The organism is Streptomyces olivochromogenes, assembly GCF_001514115.1.
In the GTDB taxonomy this organism is placed as follows: domain Bacteria; phylum Actinomycetota; class Actinomycetes; order Streptomycetales; family Streptomycetaceae; genus Streptomyces; species Streptomyces olivochromogenes.
The window spans coordinates 83570-101701 of record NZ_KQ948461.1; the positions used below are offsets into that span (position 1 = coordinate 83570).

Below are 18132 nucleotides of genomic sequence, written 5' to 3' on the forward strand. Positions count from 1 at the left end.
GGTCGTATCGCACGGGTGAACTCCCATCGGACATGAAATCCCGTTCATCCAGGACCTAGTTGCCGGACGGCAGACCCAGGACCCGTTTCGCGATGATGTTGCGCTGGATCTGCGATGTTCCGCCGTACACGGACGCGGCTCTGGAATAGAGGTAGTCCCCGAAGAGTTCGCCCGCCCCTGCGCGCTCCTCGTCTTCTGCTTCCTCGCCCCGGAGTTGTTCTTCGGGGAAGACCTTGAGCGCCGTCTCGTAGAGCCGCTGCTCGGTCCTGGTCATCAGCAGCTTGTCGATGGACGACTCCGGTCCTGCGAGCTGTCCGCCCAGCCGCTCGGCGGTGCGGCGCCGGGCGTGCGCCGCCAGGACCTCGTAGTCCACGAAGCACCGGCCGATCTCGGACAGCAGTCCGTCAGGGAGGTCTGCCCGGCGTTCCCGGGCGGTGCGCCGCAGCCGTTCGACGAGCAGCCCGTACTTCGAGAGGTGACCGGTGTCCAGGGCGTTGCGCTCGTACGACACCGTCGTCATGGCCAGCGGCCAGCCGTCGCCCTCGGCGCCGATACGCTCGGAGCGGGCGATGCGCACGTCGTCGAGGAACAGCTCGCAGAACTCGTCGTCGCCGTTCGCCGCCCTCAGCGGCCGGACCGTCACGCCCGGCCGGTCCAGCGGCAGGGCGAACGCCGAGATCGACCGGTGCGCGGGCGCCGACCGGTCGGTCCTCGCGAGCAGCAGGCACAGACCGGAGTACTGCGCGTAGCTGGTCCAGAGCTTCTGCCCCCGTACGGTGTAGTGGTCCTCGTGCGGGGTCGCGACCGTGCTCATCCCCGCGAGGTCCGATCCGGCTCCCGGCTCGCTGAAGCCCTGACACCACACGTCGTCACCGGCGAGCATGCGCGGCAGCCAGCGCCGGCGCTGCTCCTCGGAGCCGAACTCCAGGAGCGCGTGGGCGAGATAGCCGATCCGGGGGACCCCAGGGGCGCGGCAGGCGCCGAGTTCATCGCTGATGGCGACCTGGTGCAGCGCGCTCAGGCCCTGGCCGCCGTACTGGACGGGGACGTCGAGGCCCACCCAGCCGCCCGAGTGCAGCAGGCGGTGCCACCGGTGCAGGAAGACCGGTACCGGCTCGTCCGGGAGGCGTTCGGGCAGCGGGTGGTCGGCCAGCCAGGCACGGAACCGACGGCGCAGCCGGTCGAGGTCCGCGGGGTCGCCGAAGTCCAGGGGCGTGTCGGTCATCGGGTCAGCTCCGGCTGGGCCAGCGTCGTCAGGAGATCGGCCGTCGTCGCCAGCGTCATGGCGCCCAGGCGGACCTTGCGGAGGTACAGGTGCGCGATGTGCTCCCAGGTCTGGGCGATACCGCCGAAGACCTGCATGCCCGTGTACACCGCGTCGAGGGCCGACGCGTTCACCTCGGCCTTGGCGACGCGCGCGGCGGTCAGGGCCCTGGCGGGCGACTCGTTGTCCAGGCACCACGCGGCGTACCGGGTGGCGCTGGTACAGGCCTCGACGAGGACCGTCGCGTCGGCGAGCAGATGCTGGACCGCCTGGAACGAGCCGATCGCCCGCCCGTACTGACGGCGCTCCCGGGCGTACTCGACGCTCAGCCGGACGAACGACCCAGCGGCGCCGACGAGTTCGCTGCTCATCATGACGAGCGCGTAGGCCTGCCAGTGCCGGTACTCCTGTGCGTCGAGTCGGCCGAGGACCCGTGCGGGCGACTCGGACGACGTCGAGCGGATGTCGCGCAGGAGGTCGATGCCCGGTGCGGTCGCGCCGAGTTCGAGGGCGGTCACCGTTCCGTCGGGTGTGACGCACAGCGCGCTGTCCGCTCCCTCGCAGTCCCAGGCGAGCAGCCGGGACGGGGAGGAGTCCGGAGCGGAGCCCGGGAAGCGCAGGTCGTGGGCGAGGGCGATCGTCGGTGTCCCGCCGTGGGCCGAGGGCTCGGCCCGCTCCAGGAGTCGCAGCAGCTCCGGGGCGAGGAGCACGGTGCCGACCAGGGAGGTGGTCAGGGGCTGCCGGCCGTGTTCCTCGGCGAGCAGGGCGCACTCCTGGACGGTGGCGGCGGGGGGTGAGGAGCGGCGCAGTCCGGCGAGGCCGAGTTCGCCGAGCGCCTCCTGCGCGGTGGTGCGCGCGGTCGGTTTCACCTCGTCGGCCGAGCCGATCCGGAACCGTACGGCGAACGCGCGGAACATGTCCCGCACGAGCAGGAACTCCTCGGCCTCCACCGTCAGTCCTCCTCGGCCTCGGTGCCGGTCGGCCGTCGCCGGGCGCGGGACGCCAACTCCTCCACGATCCGGATGTGGTCGGGGCTGGTCATGGTCGCCCGCTCGGCCATCAGCGCCGCCTCCATGCCGCCGCGGGACACCTGCTCGACCACCACCGCGAGGGCCATCTTGGTGGCGCGCAGCGCCTCGGCGGGCTGGGCCGCCAGCCGCCGGGCCAGCGCGAGGGCCTCCTTCTGCAGGTCCTCGGGGGGAACGGTGCGGTTCGCCAGGCCCAGTTCGACCGCCGTGGCGGCCGGGATGCGGTCGCCGGTGAAGAGGTACTCCTTCGCGCGGAGCAGGCTGGTGAGCAGGGGCCAGAGGGTCACCCCGCCGTCGCCCGCCACCAGCCCGACCGAGACATGGGGGTCGGCGAGGTAGGCGTCCTCCGCCATCAGGACCAGGTCGCAGCCCAGCGCCAGGCTGCAACCCAGCCCGACCGCGGGGCCGTTGACCGCCGCGACGACGGGCAGCGGGAAGCGGATCATCGCCGTCTGGATGGTGCGGTCGAGCCGGATCGACCGCTCGCGCAGCTCCGGATCGCTGTGGTGGCGCCGCAGGTGGTCGAAGTCGCCGCCCGCGCTGAACGCCCGGCCCGCGCCGGTGAGGACGACGGCCCGTGCGCCGGGATCGTCCGCCAGCTCCCGCCAGACGTCGGCCAGTCGGCGATGGAGTTCCTCGGACACGCCGTTCAGCCGCTCGGGCCGGTTGAGCGTGACGATACGGATGTCGCCGTCCGCTTCGACGGTGATGACGGAGCTGACCTCGCCCATGGGGACCCCATCTCCAGTGCCTCAGTCGCCCCAACCTCAGATGATATTAAAGGTCAGACCGAATGGCCGTCAACGATCCGGAGGCGCCCGCCTTGAGTTCGCGCTTCCCCGCTGCGCCCGCCGCCCGTCGGGGAGTCAGTCCTCCGCGGGCCCGGACAGTTCCACCTGGCCCCGCCGGTCCACCCGCGCGGCGGCGTCGGCGAATCCGCACACATGGCGCGCCATGCGCCGCATCGCCGCCGGGCCGTCCTGGTCGCGGATCGCGTCGGTGATCTTCGCGTGCGCGCGGGCGGTGATCGAGCGGATCTCGGCGTCCATGAACTGTTCGAGGTTCGTGGCGGCGTAGATCGACTGCGAGAGCGCGCTCATGAACCCGATCAGGAGTTCGTTGTCGCTGGCCCGCGCCACCGCGCTGTGCCAGTCGATGTTCGCCCGCAGGAAGCGCGGGATGTCGTCCCCGGCCTCGACGAGATCCCGCTGGGCCGCGTCCAGTTCGGCGAGGTCGCGGTCGGTGCGGCGCGCCGCCGCGAGCGCGGCGCACGTGGGCTCGATGGCCTCCCGCGTCTCGTGCAGCGCCTCCAGCCGGATCCGCTGCCCCCGGATGACCAACTGCACGGTACTGGCGAGCGATTCACGGCCCGGCCGGTGCACGAAGGCGCCGCCGCCGCGGCCCGGCCTGATCTGGAGCAGCTTCTCCACCTCGAGAATCCGCAGTGCCTCCCGCACCGTGGCGCGGCTCAGCCCCGTCTGCTCGACGAGTTGACGCTCCGGCGGCAGCGCCATGCCCTCGGTGAACTCGCCGGAGAGAATGCGCTCACGTACCTCCGAAGCCAGGACGTCCGATGCCTTCGGAACCGTCAGGGCGTCGAAGCGCGGGTGAGACCTACCGGGCATGTACGTACTCCTGGGACCGATGCCACTGCTTTGGTTGAACCATTCAGCATAGTACGGATGCTCATAGCCACCACGAGTCGCGGCCGCGGGTCACATGACCATGCCGCCGTCGACGGGCAGCACCTGCCCGGTGACGAAGGAGGCGGCGTCCGAGGCGAGGAAGACGAAGCTTCCGGCGATCTCCTCGGGCTCGGCCCAGCGTCCCAGCGGGATCCGGGCGAGCATCGCGGTCGCGAACTTCTTGTCGGTGCGGATCGTCTCCGTCATCGGCGTCGCGGCCAGCGGTGCCAGCGCGTTGACCTTGATCTGCTTGCGCGCCAGTTCACGCGCCAGGGACTTCGTCAGGCCGATGATGCCCGCCTTGGCCGCCGAGTAGTTCACCTGGCCGAGGGTGCCGACGATGCCGGCCGACGAGGTGACGTTGATGATCCGCCCCGTGCCGTCGGTGGGCAGGTACGGCAGCGCGGCCTGCGCGCAGTGGAAGGCGCCCATCAGGTGGATGTCGACGATCCGGCGGAACGCCTCCTCCTGGAGGTTCTCGAACATGTCCGGCGCGATGATCCCGGCGTTGTTGACGAGGATGTGCAGCTTCCCGCCGGTCAGCGCCGCCGCCCGGGCCGCCGCCGCGTCGGCGGACGCGCGGTCCCGTACGTCCAGTACGGCACTGTCGGCCCGCTCGCCGGCCGCGGAGATCTTCTCGGCGACCGCCGCGGCCGCCGCCCCGTCGACGTCGGTGACGAGCACCGCCGCCCCGGCGTGCGCGAGTGCCTGGGTGACCGCGGAACCGATGCCCCCCGCGGCGCCGGTGACCAGGGCCGATCGTCCACTGAGATCGAACAGACCGGTGTTGTCGGCCATCAATAGCTCCTCGGCATGCCCAGAGTGTGCGATCCCAGATAGTTCAGGATCATTTCCTGACTGATCGGCGCGATCTTCATCAGACGGGCCTCGCGGAAGTAGCGGGCCACGTGGTACTCCTCGGAGTAGCCCATACCGCCGTGGGTCTGCAGGGCCCGGTCGGCGGCGGTGAATCCGGCGTCCGCGCAGAGGTACTTGGCGGTGTTCGCCTCACGCCCGCACGGCCGGCCGTTGTCGTAGAGCCAGGTCGCCTTGCGCAGGATCAGCTCGGCCGCGTCCAGCCGGGCGAGCGAGTCCGCGAGCGGGAACTGGATGGCCTGGTTCATGCCGATCGGCCTGCCGAACACCAATCGCTCGTTGCCGTAGCTCACGGCCTTCTCCAGCGCCACCCTGCCGATCCCGAGTGCCTCGGCGGCGATCAGCATGCGCTCCGGATTGAGTCCGTCGAGGAGGTAGCGGAAGCCCTGACCCTCCTCGCCCACCCGGTCCTCGACCGGGACGCGCAACTCGTCGATGAACAACTCGTTCGAGGTCACGGCGTTGCGGCCCATCTTCGGGATGGGACGGACGTCGATCCTGTCGCGGTCCAGGTCGGTGAGGAACAGCGTCATTCCGTCGGTCCGCCTGGCGACCTCGTCGACCTTCGTGGTGCGGGTCAGCAGCAGGATCTTCTCGGACTCCACGGCTTTGGAGATCCACACCTTGCGGCCGTTGACGACGTAGTGGTCGCCGTTCCGCCGGGCGAAGGTCGTGATGTTCGCCGTGTCCAGGCCGGCCTCCGGTTCGGTCACCCCGAAGCAGACGTGGAGATCGCCGGTGGCGACACGGGGAAGCGTGCGCCGCTTGAGTTCCTCGGAGCCGTGCACCACCACGGGCTGCATTCCGAAGATCGACATGTGGATCGAGCTCGCGGCGTTCATCCCGCCGCCGGATCGCGCCACTTCCTCGAGCAGCAGCGTGGCCTCGGTGATGCCGAGACCGTGACCGCCGTACTCCTCCGGAATGGTGAGCCCCAGCCATCCGCCGTTCGCGACGGCGGCGTAGAACTCCTCGGGAAACCGGTGGTCCCGGTCCTTCTCCATCCAGTACCGGTCGTCGAAGTCGCGCAGGAGCCCGACGACTGCCTTGCGGATGGTTTCCTGATCTTCGGTCAGCTCAAAGTCCACGATGTGGGACCCCTCCGCAGCTTTGATATCTGCGAAACATAACAAAGGTCAGACCGTAAGTACAGTGCGGATGCGGCGGCCCTCCGCGGGCGTGTGTGACCTGGTCCTAGCGGTCCGCGGCCGGGTTGCCCTCGACCCACTGGATGAGGAGCTGGCGTACGTACGGGTTGCCCTCCTGTGCGGAGTGCGCCAGGCGCTCCGCGCTCGCGCGTGCCGCCCGCCAGGCCACCGGGGTGTCCTCGGTGTGCGCGGTGTCGGCGGCGGCCAGCGCGTCGGCCGCAAGGCCCCGGAGATCCTCGGCGAGGTCGTCGTGCGCCGCGGCCCGGTACGCCTCAAGACGCAGTGCCGCCAGTTCCTCGGCGGTGGGGACGGGCCGCGCCGGGGGCTGGGCGTAGCCGCTGACCGCTATGACCACGCAGAAGGTCGCCACGTCACGGCGGCTCTCCCGCTGTCCCCGCGCGATGGCGGGCCCGAGCCAGGCGGCGGCCTTCCAGTGGGCCACGGTGGTGGCCGCGAGGAGGGAGACGGTGAGCGCGGTAAGAGGAATCCAGCCACCGAGGAAGTAGCCGATCGGGCCGAGCACAAGGAGGCAGGCCCCGCTGAGCATCCAGATGCGACGGCGGCCGATTCTGAGGTGTCGGGGCTCCATGCCCTTCAGTGTCGCAGGGGCGCGCAGGGAGCGGTGAGGCGGCGCGGGATTCGCGGAGCGCGCCGCTCGGAGCCGGGGGAGCCGAGTCGGGCGGCCGGGTTGCCCACCCGGGCCGCACGCCCGGCGCTAACGTGGCGGACATGCGCCGTGGGAACTGGCTCGGAACCGTCGCGACGGCAGCCGTGGTGGCCCTCACCGCGGGGTGCGGGGGCGCCTCGGGGGTACCCGCCGTGTCCGCGGCGCCGACGCCGGGCGCCTCGGGGGCGATCGCGGTGACGAGCCCGGCCTTCGGGAACGGTGGCACCGTCCCACGCCGTTTCACCTGCGACGGTGCGAACGTGTCCCCGCCGCTGCGTCTCTCCGGTGTGCCGGGTGGCGCGGCCGAGCTGGTCGTGCTGGCCGAGGACCCGGACGCCGCGTCCGGCACCTTCGTGCACTGGCTCATGTGGGGCGTCGACCCGCACGAGACGGCGCTGGGTGCGGGCGCCGTCCCGAAGGGGGCCGTACAGGGCCGCAACGGCTTCGGACAGCGCGGCTACGGCGGTCCCTGCCCGCCCGCCGGCACACCCCACCGCTACGTCTTCTCGGTCCTCGCCGCCGACGTGAAGCTGCACCTTCCCGCAGACGCCACCGTCGACGCCGTACGGCGTGCTCTGGCCGGTCACGCCGTGGGCTCCGGCACCCTCGTCGGGCGCTACGGACGTACGGGCTGAATGGCCGGAGATCGCCCTGCCCAAGCGTGACGGGCGTACATACGATGCGGTCGATCCCGGCCTTCACAGCTCCTTCACAGGGCGGGGTCGCATCGGCATGTACTTGACATGTCCATGCTTCAACGATCCGCGCTTGATCCAACGCACTGGTCTGCGACGGCGCCGCACGTCCGCGTGAGGCGCCGCACCCCCCAATTCACGGCGGCACCCGTTCCGTACCGCCGTAGACACCAACGCAACGGATTGGAGCACCATGGCTGGTGGGCTGCTTCTGGGTGGCGCGATAGCCGCCCTGTTCGCCACCGCACTACCGGGTCCGGACCCGTCCTCCGGGATCGTCGACCCGCCCCCGGACAAGATCGTCATCAAGGTCGCCACCGTGAACGGCTCCGGCTGTCCGCAGGGAACCGCCGCCGTCGCGGTCTCCCCGGACAACACGGCCTTCACGGTCACCTACAGCGACTACCTCGCCCAGGTCGGAGGCAACTCCGACCCCACCGCCTTCCGCAAGAACTGCCAGCTCAACCTGATCGTCCACGTGCCGCAGGGCTTCACGTACGCCATCGCCAGCGCGGACTACCGCGGCTTCGCCGCACTCCAGTCGGGCGCGAGCAGCACCGAGAAGGCCTCGTACTACTTCCAGGGCTCGTCGAGCACGGCGGCCATCACCCACCCCTTCCGCGGCCCCTACAACGACAACTGGCAGTCCACGGACGTCACCGACTGGGCCCAACTGGTGTGGGCGCCCTGCGGTGTCCAGCGGAACTTCAACATCAACACCGAGCTGCGCGTCAACGCGGGCACGTCCACGCCGGGCAGCTCCAGTTTCATGACCATGGACTCCACGGACGGTGACATCAGCACCATCTACCACCTCGCCTGGAAGGAGTGCCCCGCCGCCTGACCTCCCGCTCCCTCCGCATGACCTTGACCGGCTCCGCCGCATCGGAGCCGGTCAAGCGGAGTCGGCGAACTGGGTAGCCGGGTAGCTGGGCGAGCTAGGGAAGCAGTCGTTCGATGGCTGTGGGTCCGTCCTCCCGCAGCTTGCGCTCGGCCCAGGCGAGGTTCTTCGGACTGAGGTCGCGACCCGCGGCGAGCACCATGTCCTCGGCGGTCACGGGGCCTTCGGAGCCGGTGTGCAGCAGCGTGTCGGGGGTCGCCCTGTCGTCGGACGGTGAGGACGAATCGGGCTGGCTTGTTGGCATGATCTCTCCCTCTTCCACCTGACCTGTTCTCACGCTACGGGCATTCCGCACACCCCGCGCGACACGCCCCGTGCGGATGCGGTCCAGGACGGGTTCGGGGCGCCCGCGCCCCATCCGGACGTACAACGATGTCGGTCGTCGGCCGCGGAGGTGATGGTGGAAGCACTCGCACCCCTGCGACTGATCGGAGCATGTAATGCGTATTCGTCTGATGGCTGCCGCCGGGCTGGCGGGCGTGGCCCTGCTGGCCACCGCCGGGACCTCTGCCGCCGCCGACCCGACCCCGGTCGGTGCCGCCGCGGACAGTCCTGGTCTCCTGTCCGGCAACGTCATCCAGATCCCCGTCGACCTCGGCCTCAATCTGTGCGGCGACTCCATCGACCTGGTGGGTCTGCTGAACCCGGCCGCGGGGACCGCCTGCACGAACGACTGAACCGGCTGACCGCCGAGCCGCGCCGGGCAGGTCTTCCCCTGCCCGGCGGTCGGGCACCGGTCCTGGCGGACGGCCACCCCTTCCTGGCGGATGGCGATCGGCTGGGGCGGATGGTCTTGTGCATTGGCGGACGGCTACCGGTTTTGTCGAACAGGCACAGGCACAGGGCACAGGCACAGGCACCGGCTTCGGCGCACGGTCGCCGGTCATGGCGGAACCACTGCCGAACAGGGTCGGCCATCGATCCTGGCGGACGGCCACCGGCTTCGGCACACGGTTGTCGGTGCTCGCGAACCGCTGGCGGATTTGCTGGTTGGCGATCGGTGATGGCGGACGATCACCGCCTTCGGCGGACGATCACCGGCTTCGGCGCACGGCCGCCGGTCTTTGGCGGACGGCTACCCGTTCTGGCGGACGGTCGCCGGTCTTTGCCGGACGGCTACTCGCTCTGCGAACGGTCGCCGGTGTTGGCGAACCGCTGCCGGTCTTGGCGGACGGCCACCGGCTTCGGCGCGGGGGCGCCGGTTTTGGCGGACGGTCGCCGGTCCCGGCGGAGGGGGGATCTGTCCTGGCGGACTGCCACTGGTGTCGGCGGGCCGCTGCTCGTCCTGGCGGATGGCCATCGATCTGGACGGGCCACCACCAGACCCGGCGGGCCACCATCACACGCGGCGGGCCGCCACCCGTGCCGGCAGGTGGCCACCGGTCCCGGTGGACCGCCACCCGCAGACAGCCACTGGTTCCGGCGGAGCACCAAGTACGGCGATCTGCCACCCGACCCGGGGATCTGTCCCCCGCCCCGGCACTCCCCCCGCCCCCCGGCAGTCTGCCCCCGCCCCGGCAGTCTGTCCCCGCCCCGGCGGGCCGCCGCTCGGCCCGATGGGTGGTTCTGGATGTGGGCGCCCGGTGGGTTACTCGTCCGCCCCGCCCAGCGGCTTGTTCGACGGGGGGATGATGCGGGCCGTGAGGTCCGGGTCGGGCATGTGCGGGTCGAACGGGAACATGGGGCGGCGGATGCGGTGGTGCCCCAGCCGGACGAGATCCTGGTCGACGCCGCCCGGGGTCAGCGCCATCTTCCAGCCGGCGGACATGGCGAACAGTTCCGGTTCCAGATAGCCGATCTTGACCACGACGACGTCGGCACCGCGCGGGTCGAGCGCCAGGCCGGTGAAGTCGTGCTCGTAGTGGTACGGCTTGCGGAGCCGCGTGATGATCACGTACACGCTTCCGACCCGCAGCACGACCTCCGTCCCGGCGTCCCGGTCCCCGTGCCGGACCGCGTGGACCACCCCGGTCATGGTGAGCGGCCCGGCGTGCCGGTCGTCCACCTCGGCACCGGCCGTGACCGTGACGATCGCACCGACGCCCGCCTTCTCCGCGGCCGCGACGGCGGCCGGCCCCGGCACGGACGCGTAGATGACCGTCGGCCCCGACGGTTCCTTGAACTCCGGCCGGGAGAGGACGCGTTCGAGCCCCCACGTGACATCGCCCGCGCCGCCCGCCGTCGGATTGTCGCCGGTGTCGCTGATGAAGAACGGCCGGGCATCGGGGGAGGAGGCCAGCGCCTCGTCGAGGCACTCGTCCAGTGACCCGGTCGGCGCGACGAACGCGAACGCGCCCCGCGCCTCCCAGAATCCGCGCGCCAGCCGCTCGGCGCCCCGCGCGACGGCGGCCTCGGACGGCCCGGTGACCACGACCGCGGCGCGGTTGCGCGGCTCGTCCGCCCACGCGTACCCGACCCAGATCGCGGCGTCGGTCACGCCGTCCGTCGCCTCCACCCCGTCGATGGCCGCGTACACGCTCCTGGCGGGCTCGATGCGCGTCGAGGTCTGCTCACCGGCCAGCAGCACGGGCACCGGGATCCAGGCCTTGACCGGCCGGGGCGCACCCGTGGCGAGCAGATCCACGAGATGACGGGCGGCCCGCTCCTTCGTCTCCATGTGGTCCTCGTGCGGAGCCGTCCGGTAGCAGGTGATGAGGTCGCTCATGTGCGCGAGCTCGCGCGAGACGTTGCCGTGCAGGTCCATGGAGGTGGACACGATGACGTCGGCTCCGACGGTCTCGCGGATCCGGGCGAGCAGGACGGCCTCGGCGTCGTCGACGCCCTCCACCGTCATGGCGCCGTGGATGTCGTACCAGAGCCCGTCGAGGCGCGGCAGCTCCCCGAGCCGCCGCAGGAGCTCCGCGGAGAGCTCCGCGAACGCGGCCGCGGTCACCGTACCCCCGGGCAGCGCCTTGCCGACGAGCGCGCCGCGCCAGGAGGCCGCGTCACGCAGGGGCGTCCCGGGCGCGAGGAAGGGATAGCGCGTGAGGACGTCCTCGCCGCGCTGCGGGTGGAAGGCGGGTGCCTCGGTCCGCGCCGGCGAGAACGTCGACGACTCGATGCCGAGTCCGGCGATGGCGATGACGGGCCGGGCGACGGCGGTACGGGGGTGCGTCATGGCTCCTCGATTCGTATGCGCTGGTCGTTATGGGGTCCCGTTCCTGCTCCCGCTCCGGTCACGGCCTGGAGTGCGTGGACCAGCGCCCGTTGGAGCGCGAACTGGCCCGCGCCGACCAGCCCCGCGTCCGCGCCGAGACTCGCCCGCTCGATCACCAGGTGCTTGGTCACCAGCGGATGGCACCCCTCGTACAGCTGACTGCGGACGGCGGCGACGAACGGTTCGAGCGTGGAGAGGATGCCGCCGAGGTACACGGCGTCCGGGTTGAAGAAGTTGACGTTCGCGGCCAGCACCATGCCGAGGTAGCGGCCGGCCTGACGGACGGCGCGGGTCGCCTCCGGGTCGGCGTCGGACGCGAACCGGACGACGTCCTCGATCGAGTCGACGTCGAGCCCCCGCTCACGCAGGACGCGCACCAGCGCCGCGCCCGACGCGACGGTCTCCAGACACCCGGTGTTGCCGCAGGAGCAGGGGATGTCGTGGCCCGCCTCGACCCGTACATGGGTGATCTCGCCGGCGGCGCCGGTCCCGCCCCGGTAGAGCCGTCCGTCGGCGATGACGCCCGCGCCGATCGCGGAGCCCATCTTCACCATGATCGACTGGCGGCGCTCGGCCGGCTGGACACTGTGCTCGCCGACGGCCATGCAGTTGGCGTCGTTCTCGATCGCCGCCGGAACGCCGAAGCGGTGCTCCAGCCAGGCCCGGACGGGGAACCGGTTCCAGCCGGGCATGCGCGACGGCAGTGTCACCACTCCGGAGGCGACGTCGACCGGCCCCGGCAGCGAGAGGCCGACCCCCTTGAGCAGCTCCCGCCCATGCTGCTCGGCGAGGCCCTCCAGTGTCTCGGCGAGCCCGGGCAGCGCGGCTTCGGGCCCCTCCGCCGTCGGGAACGGCACCGTCGACACGTCCGTGAGCCCGCCGCCCGGCAGCACGACACCGACGTGCGCGTGTCTGCCCCCGAGCTCGGCCGCGACCGCGAACCCGTCGCTGCCGCCGAGCCGTAGGACCTTGCGCGGACGTCCTCCCGTGGAGGAGCGCGTACCCTGCTCCGCCACCAGCCCGTGGGCGACGAGCTGACCGACCGTCAAGGAGATCGTCGAGGGCGCGGCCCCCAGCAGATCGGCGAGTTCGGTGCGCGTGGTCGCCTGCCCGGAGGCAAGGAGTTCGAGGACGCGCTCGGCCAGGGACGAGACGCCCGTGGCACCCCTGCGGTGCATCACACTTTTTTCAGGCATGGACGAAGTAACTTCCGACGACGGGATCGGGATGCCGAGCGTACGTCCCTGAAGCCGCCTCTCCACTTTTTTCAGAACAGCAGAAACAGGCTTTTTACAGCAGGGCGTCTGTTTCTTCGAACAGTCGGGTCGTTGACTGGCTCCGCCACGCCCCTTGCCCCTTGTTCACCCCTGTTCACCCCGAGGAGAGTCATGTCCCCTGCTCGCGCGACACTCGTCGCCGGTGCCGTCGTCTCGGCGGGCACGCTGCTGCTCGCGGGCTGCTCCGGGACGAGCGGCACGTCGTCCACGTCCCCCGACTCCATCAACTACGCGCTCCCCGCGAACTTCACCCCGAACTGGATCCTGCCGATCGGCACGGCGGCGCATCTCAACACCAACAACATCTCCATCGCCAACAGCCTCTGGGAGCCGCTCGTCGCGTACGACGGCTCGACCGGCAAGATCGCCTGGAACAAGAACGGGTCCATCGCCACCGCCGCCGCCTTCGCCTCCGACGGCAAGAGCGTCACCCTCACGCTCGGCGACCGCACCTGGAGCGACGGCAAGCCGATCACCTCGCGCGACGTCGAGTTCTGGTTCAACCTCATCAAGGCGAACAAGGATCAGTGGGCGGGCTACAACCCCGGCAAGGCGCCGGACAACTGGACCTCGTTCAAGACCGTCGACGACCACCACTTCACGCTCACGTTCGACAAGGCCTACAACTCCGACTGGATGCTCGCCAACGAGCTGAGCGCGATCAACCCACTCCCACAGCACGCATGGGACAAGACGGCCGCATCCGCCGCGGTGTCGGACGCCGACCGCACGGCCGCCGGCGCCAAGCAGGTGTGGACGTACCTCAACACGGCCGCGAAGAACATCTCCGGCTACGAGAAGGACGCGCTGTGGAAGACCATCAGCGGTCCCTACGCGGTCAAGTCCTTCTCGACCGCGGGCAAGGTCGTGCTCGCCGCCAACAAGAAGTACGACGGCGGTGAGAAGCCGGACATCGCCACCGTGAACCTCCTCCCCTTCACGACGGCGGACGCCGAGAAGAACGCGCTGCGCTCGGGAAGCGTCGACTACGGCTACATCGAGGCGACCGACCTCGACCGGAAGGACCGGTTCACCGCCCAGGGGTACACGGTCAAGCCCTGGTCGGGCTGGGCCATCACCTACATGCCGTACAACTTCAACAACCCGTCCATGGGCGCCGTGTTCAAGCAGCTGTACGCCCGTCAGGCGGTCCAGCGGTCGATCGACCAGAGCAGCCTGGCGAAGGTCATCTTCAACGGCACCGCCGTCCCCGGCTACGGCCCGATCCCGCAGGCGCAGTCGAGCGACTTCCTCTCGCCCACGCAGAAGGGCAATCCGTACCCCTTCTCGACCTCGGCCGCCAAGTCCCTGCTGAGCGGCCACGGTTGGACCGAACAGGGCGGAGTCATGGTGTGCACCGATCCGGGCTCGGGTGCCTCGCAGTGCGGTGACGGGGTCGCCAAGGGCACCGAATTCCAGATGCAGGTGCTGTCGCAGTCCGGCTCGACCGTCACCGACAACATGATGAGCGCGATCCAGTCCTCGCTGGAGGAGACCGGGATCAAGTTCACGATCAAGACCGCGCCCGTGAACTCGGTGCTGTCCCAGACCCCGCCGTGCACCGCGAGCCAGTCGATCTGCGCGTGGCAGCTGTCGTTCTTCGGCACCGCCGGCAGCTGGTACTTCAACGCCTTCCCGACCGGCGACTCGCTCTTCCAGAGCAAGGGCGGCTCGAACTTCGGCAACTACTCCAACCCGGAGATCGACCAGCTGATCACCGCCTCCACCACGTCCAACTCCGCGCAGGCCGTGCAGGACTACAGCGCGGCCGTCGCCAAGGACCTCCCGGTCATCTGGCTGCCGGAGCCCGACTACCAGATCTCGGTCCTCAAGAACGGCCTCGGCGGCTTCTCACAGGACTCACTCGCCAACTTCCACCCGGCGCAGTGGAAGTGGAACCGCTGACCGCATGGACACCCTCCTCTATCTCACCCGGCGCGTCCTGCAGTCCCTCGCGGTGATCCTCATCGTGACGGTGGTGGTCTTCTGCTTGCTGCACGCGCTGCCCGGGGGACCCGCACGCGGGATCCTCGGCCCGCAGGCGACGGCCCAGCAGATCGCGCAGTTCGACCACGAGCAGGGCCTCGACCGCTCGCTCCCCGTCCAGTACCTCTACTACCTGCGCACCCTGCTGCACGGCGACCTCGGCACCTCGTACACCCTGAACGAGGCGGTCTCCCGGCTCATCGAACAGCGCCTCCCGAAGACCCTGGTTCTTACTGTGCTGTCCGCACTGGCCGGGCTCGCGCTCGCGATCCCGCTCGGCATGTGGCAGGCGGTCCGGCGCAACAAGCCGGTGGACTACGTCATCACGACGCTCAGCTTCGTCGCGTACTCGACCCCCGTGTACTTCCTCGGGCTCGTCCTGGTCCTGGTCTTCACGCAGCTGCTGCCCTGGTTCCCCTCGCAGGCGCCGCAGGGCGACACGCTCGGGCAGGTGCTCTCCCAGCCGAACGCGCTGGTCCTGCCGGTCGTCGCGGGAGCCGCGTCCATGGTCGCCGTCTTCAGCCGGTACATGCGCGCCGCGACCCTGGAGAACCTCTCCGAGGACTACGTACGCACCGCGCGGGCCGGCGGCTCCCGGCCCCGCGCGATCCTGTGGCGGCACGTGTTCCGCAACTCGCTGACCCCCGTCGTCGCGATGCTCGGCTACTACGTGCCCGTCCTCTTCGGCGGCGCCCTCGTCGTCGAGCAGCTCTTCAACTACCCGGGGATGGGGCTGCTGTTCTGGAGCGCCGCGCAGTCCTCCGACTATCCGGTGCTGCTCGGCTGCGTCCTCGTCATCTCCGTCGCGACGGTCGTCGGCACGCTGCTCGCCGACATCGTCCAGCGGATCGTCGATCCCCGAGTGAAGGCGGGCCGGTCATGAGCGCCGTATTGCCGGTGACATCCACCGTGGAGGCGGCCGCCGGCTCCCGCCTCGCCCTGCGCCGGTTCACACGCAACAGGCTCGCGGTCGCGGGTCTGACGGTCGTCGTCCTGTTCCTGCTCCTCTGCTTCGCCGGCCCACTGCTCCACTCGACCGACCAGACCCACACCCACCTGACCCAGGTGAACCTGGCACCGAGCGGCGCGCACCTGCTCGGCACCGACGCCGTCGGACACGACGAGCTGGGGCGCCTCATGTACGGCGGCAAGGTGTCGCTGCTCGTCGGCCTCGCCTCCGGCCTGCTCGCGACCGTCATCGGCACGCTCTGGGGCGCGGTCGCGGGCTACGCGGGCGGCTGGATCGACGCCGTGATGATGCGCGTCGTGGACGCCGGAATCGCCATCCCGGCGCTCTTCATCCTCCTCGTCGTCTCCGCCATCACCACCCCGGACACCTGGGGGCTGGTCGTCATCCTCGGCCTGGTCTCCTGGCTGGTCCCCTCCCGTCTCGTCCGGGCCGAGACGCTCACCCTGAAGGGCCGGGACTACGTGCTGACACTGCGCGCCATCGGCGGCACGCACGGCCGGGCGATCGGCCGGCACATCCTGCCGAACTCCGTCTCGACGGTCGTGGTCGCCGCCACCTTCCAGGTCGCCGACGCGATCCTCCTCGTCGCCTACGTGTCCTATCTCGGCCTGGGCGTCCAACCCCCGTCGACCGACTGGGGCGGCATGCTCTCGGCCGGTCTGACAGCCGCGTACTCGGGACGCTGGTGGCTCATCGTGCCGCCCGGCCTCGCCATCATCCTCGTCGTCTGCGCCTTCAACGCCATCGGTGACGGACTGCGCGACGCCTTCGACGTGAGGGGACGCGGATGACCGCCGACATCCTGCGGATCGAGAACCTGGGCGTCACCTTCTCCACGGAGACGGGAGAAGTCGCCGCGGTACGAGAGGTCTCGTTGCGGGTGGGACCCGGTGAGACGCTCGCCCTCGTCGGCGAGTCGGGCTCCGGCAAGTCGACCGTCGCGCTCGCCGCGATGGGGCTGCTGCCGGGCACCGCCCGCGCCACGGGCCACGCCGTCGTCGGTGGCACCGACGTCATCGGCGCCACCGAGGCCGACCTCGCGGGTCTACGGGGCCGCACCGCGTCGATGGTGTTCCAGGAACCCGCGACCGCGCTCGACCCGCTCACCCGGATCGGCGCCCAGATCGCCGAGGTCATCCGCAACCACCGTCCCGTCACGGCCAAGGAGGCCGCCGGGGAGGCGGTCGAACTCCTGCGCCGCGTCGGCATCCCGGATCCGGGGACACGGGCGTCCGCGTTCCCGTTCCAGCTCTCCGGGGGACAGCGGCAGCGCGTGGTCATCGCCATGGCGATCGCCAACGCCCCGAGCCTGCTCATCGCCGACGAACCGACCACCGCGCTCGACGTGACCGTGCAGGCCGAGATCCTCGACCTGCTGCGGTCGCTCGCCGCCGACTTCGACACGGGGGTGCTGCTGGTCACGCACAACATGGGAGTGGTCGCCGACTTCGCGGACCGCGTCGCCGTCATGCTCCAGGGGGAGATCGTGGAGACGGGGCCGGTGGAGCAGGTGCTCCTGCGACCCACGCACGAGTACACCAAGCGCCTCCTCGGGGCGGTGCCGCGGCTGGCCGTCGCCGAGCCGGGGGCCGACTCCCGGCGTACCGAAGGGGATCGGGCCGCCGCGGACCCGGTGGTCGAACTGCGGGACGTGAGCGTGCGGTTCGGCCGCGGTCGCCGCGCCGTCCGGGCACTGGACGGCGTCTCGCTGACGGTCGGGGCCGGTGAGACCGTGGGTCTGGTGGGGGAGTCGGGCTCGGGCAAGTCGACAGCGGCGCGCGTCGCTCTGGGCCTCGTACCACCGTCGTCCGGCTCGGTGTCGCTGTTCGGCGCCGACCTCGGCAGGACCCGGGGGCGGGCCCGGCGCGCCCTGCTGGCCGGTGTCGGCGTGGTCCTGCAGGACCCGGTGGCCTCGCTCGACGCCCGCATGAGCGTGGCGGAGTGCGTCGCGGAGCCGCTGCGCGTGCACCGCCGGGGCATGCCGGCGTCCGAGCGCCGGACCCGCGTCGGGGACGCACTCGAACTTGTCCGTCTGCCGAGGGCGTTGGCCCATCGGGGTCCGCGCGAGTTGTCCGGTGGCCAGCGCCAGCGGGTGAGCCTCGCCCGGGCGCTGGTCCTCGAGCCGCGGCTGCTGGTCGCGGACGAACCGACGAGCGCGCTCGACGTGAGTGTGCAGCAGTCGGTCCTCGAGGTGATCGCGGGGCTCCAGGGCGAGCTGGGGTTCGCCTGCCTTTTCGTGTCCCACGACCTCGCCGTCGTACAGCAATTCGCCCAGCACGTGGTCGTCCTGCGGGCCGGGCGCATCGAGGAGGAGGGCAGTACCGCGACCACGCTCCTGCACCCGCGCACGGACTACACCCGACGGCTCATCGCCGCCGTGCCCGTGCCGGACCCCGTGCTGCAACGCCGTCGGCGCGCGGAACGGCGGGCCGCCACGGGGGTCACGGCGTGACCGCATCCGGGAGCCGCATCCCGACG

At 70.8% G+C, this 18132-nt stretch carries 17 protein-coding genes; 7 read left to right on the forward strand and 10 right to left on the reverse strand.

Annotation, left to right across the window (positions count from 1 at the left end):
• Window positions 1-55 precede the first annotated feature (55 nt).
• The 7 genes from AQJ27_RS27945 to AQJ27_RS27975 form a co-directional block, all read right to left on the reverse strand.
• Entirely contained in the window at window positions 56-1225 is a 1170-nt protein-coding gene (locus AQJ27_RS27945; protein ID WP_079065305.1) for an acyl-CoA dehydrogenase family protein, read from the reverse strand.
• Window positions 1222-2214 carry an acyl-CoA dehydrogenase family protein gene (locus AQJ27_RS27950; RefSeq protein ID WP_067374657.1) on the reverse strand — a complete coding sequence of 331 codons (993 nt, stop codon included), beginning with the start codon at window positions 2212-2214 and terminating at the stop codon, window positions 1222-1224. Before AQJ27_RS27950 ends, AQJ27_RS27945 begins: the two co-directional genes overlap by 4 nt.
• Window positions 2215-2216: 2 nt before the next feature.
• On the reverse strand, window positions 2217-3023 hold the full coding sequence (locus AQJ27_RS27955; protein WP_067374659.1) for an enoyl-CoA hydratase/isomerase family protein: 807 nt from the start codon (window positions 3021-3023) through the stop codon (window positions 2217-2219).
• A gap of 135 nt (window positions 3024-3158) precedes the next feature.
• The gene (locus tag AQJ27_RS27960) at window positions 3159-3917 is read right to left on the reverse strand and encodes a FadR/GntR family transcriptional regulator (protein WP_067374661.1); all 759 of its coding nucleotides are present in this window, start codon (window positions 3915-3917) and stop codon (window positions 3159-3161) included.
• 90 nt (window positions 3918-4007) lie between these two features.
• Window positions 4008-4775 carry an SDR family NAD(P)-dependent oxidoreductase gene (locus tag AQJ27_RS27965; RefSeq protein WP_067374662.1) on the reverse strand — a complete coding sequence of 256 codons (768 nt, stop codon included), beginning with the start codon at window positions 4773-4775 and terminating at the stop codon, window positions 4008-4010.
• Window positions 4775-5941 (reverse strand): acyl-CoA dehydrogenase family protein, encoded by a 1167-nt coding sequence (locus AQJ27_RS27970; RefSeq protein ID WP_067374664.1) that lies wholly within the window; start codon window positions 5939-5941, stop codon window positions 4775-4777. Before AQJ27_RS27970 ends, AQJ27_RS27965 begins: the two co-directional genes overlap by 1 nt.
• Window positions 5942-6047: 106 nt before the next feature.
• Window positions 6048-6590 (reverse strand): hypothetical protein, encoded by a 543-nt coding sequence (locus tag AQJ27_RS27975; RefSeq protein ID WP_067374667.1) that lies wholly within the window; start codon window positions 6588-6590, stop codon window positions 6048-6050.
• Between the two features lie 140 nt (window positions 6591-6730).
• On the opposite strand from AQJ27_RS27975, the gene AQJ27_RS27980 reads away from it, so the two are divergent.
• Together AQJ27_RS27980 and AQJ27_RS27985 are read left to right on the forward strand one after the other, a co-directional pair.
• Window positions 6731-7303 carry a YbhB/YbcL family Raf kinase inhibitor-like protein gene (locus AQJ27_RS27980; protein WP_079065306.1) on the forward strand — a complete coding sequence of 191 codons (573 nt, stop codon included), beginning with the start codon at window positions 6731-6733 and terminating at the stop codon, window positions 7301-7303.
• Window positions 7304-7556: 253 nt separating this feature from the next.
• Entirely contained in the window at window positions 7557-8207 is a 651-nt protein-coding gene (locus AQJ27_RS27985) for a DUF4360 domain-containing protein (protein WP_067374669.1), read from the forward strand.
• Between the two features lie 94 nt (window positions 8208-8301).
• Here AQJ27_RS27985 and AQJ27_RS27990 read toward each other — a convergent pair whose 3' ends face one another.
• Complete coding sequence (locus tag AQJ27_RS27990; RefSeq protein ID WP_067374671.1) at window positions 8302-8508, reverse strand: hypothetical protein; 207 nt, start codon at window positions 8506-8508, stop codon at window positions 8302-8304.
• Window positions 8509-8704: 196 nt separating this feature from the next.
• Between AQJ27_RS27990 and AQJ27_RS27995 the strand changes: the two genes are divergently transcribed.
• Window positions 8705-8941: a chaplin gene (locus tag AQJ27_RS27995; RefSeq protein ID WP_067374673.1), complete on the forward strand. Its 237-nt coding sequence runs from the start codon at window positions 8705-8707 to the stop codon at window positions 8939-8941.
• Window positions 8942-9852: 911 nt separating this feature from the next.
• Here the strand turns inward: AQJ27_RS27995 and AQJ27_RS28000 are convergent.
• Together AQJ27_RS28000 and AQJ27_RS28005 are read right to left on the reverse strand one after the other, a co-directional pair.
• Window positions 9853-11382 (reverse strand): M81 family metallopeptidase, encoded by a 1530-nt coding sequence (locus tag AQJ27_RS28000; protein ID WP_067374675.1) that lies wholly within the window; start codon window positions 11380-11382, stop codon window positions 9853-9855.
• On the reverse strand, window positions 11379-12617 hold the full coding sequence (locus AQJ27_RS28005) for an ROK family transcriptional regulator (protein ID WP_201264463.1): 1239 nt from the start codon (window positions 12615-12617) through the stop codon (window positions 11379-11381). The genes AQJ27_RS28000 and AQJ27_RS28005 overlap by 4 nt, the downstream gene beginning before the upstream one ends.
• A gap of 192 nt (window positions 12618-12809) precedes the next feature.
• Here AQJ27_RS28005 and AQJ27_RS28010 point away from each other — a divergent pair, with 192 nt between their 5' ends.
• From AQJ27_RS28010 to nikE, 4 genes are read left to right on the forward strand one after another with little or no spacing between them, the layout of a single operon-like run.
• The gene (locus tag AQJ27_RS28010; RefSeq protein ID WP_067374679.1) at window positions 12810-14603 is read left to right on the forward strand and encodes a peptide ABC transporter substrate-binding protein; all 1794 of its coding nucleotides are present in this window, start codon (window positions 12810-12812) and stop codon (window positions 14601-14603) included.
• A 4-nt stretch (window positions 14604-14607) separates the two neighbouring features.
• Entirely contained in the window at window positions 14608-15567 is a 960-nt protein-coding gene (locus AQJ27_RS28015) for an ABC transporter permease (RefSeq protein ID WP_067374682.1), read from the forward strand.
• Window positions 15564-16445, forward strand: coding sequence for an ABC transporter permease (locus AQJ27_RS28020; RefSeq protein WP_067374684.1), 882 nt, complete (start codon window positions 15564-15566; stop codon window positions 16443-16445). Before AQJ27_RS28015 ends, AQJ27_RS28020 begins: the two co-directional genes overlap by 4 nt.
• Entirely contained in the window at window positions 16442-18106 is a 1665-nt protein-coding gene (gene nikE, locus AQJ27_RS28025; RefSeq protein ID WP_067374686.1) for a nickel ABC transporter ATP-binding protein NikE, read from the forward strand. Before AQJ27_RS28020 ends, nikE begins: the two co-directional genes overlap by 4 nt.
• Window positions 18107-18132 lie beyond the last annotated feature (26 nt).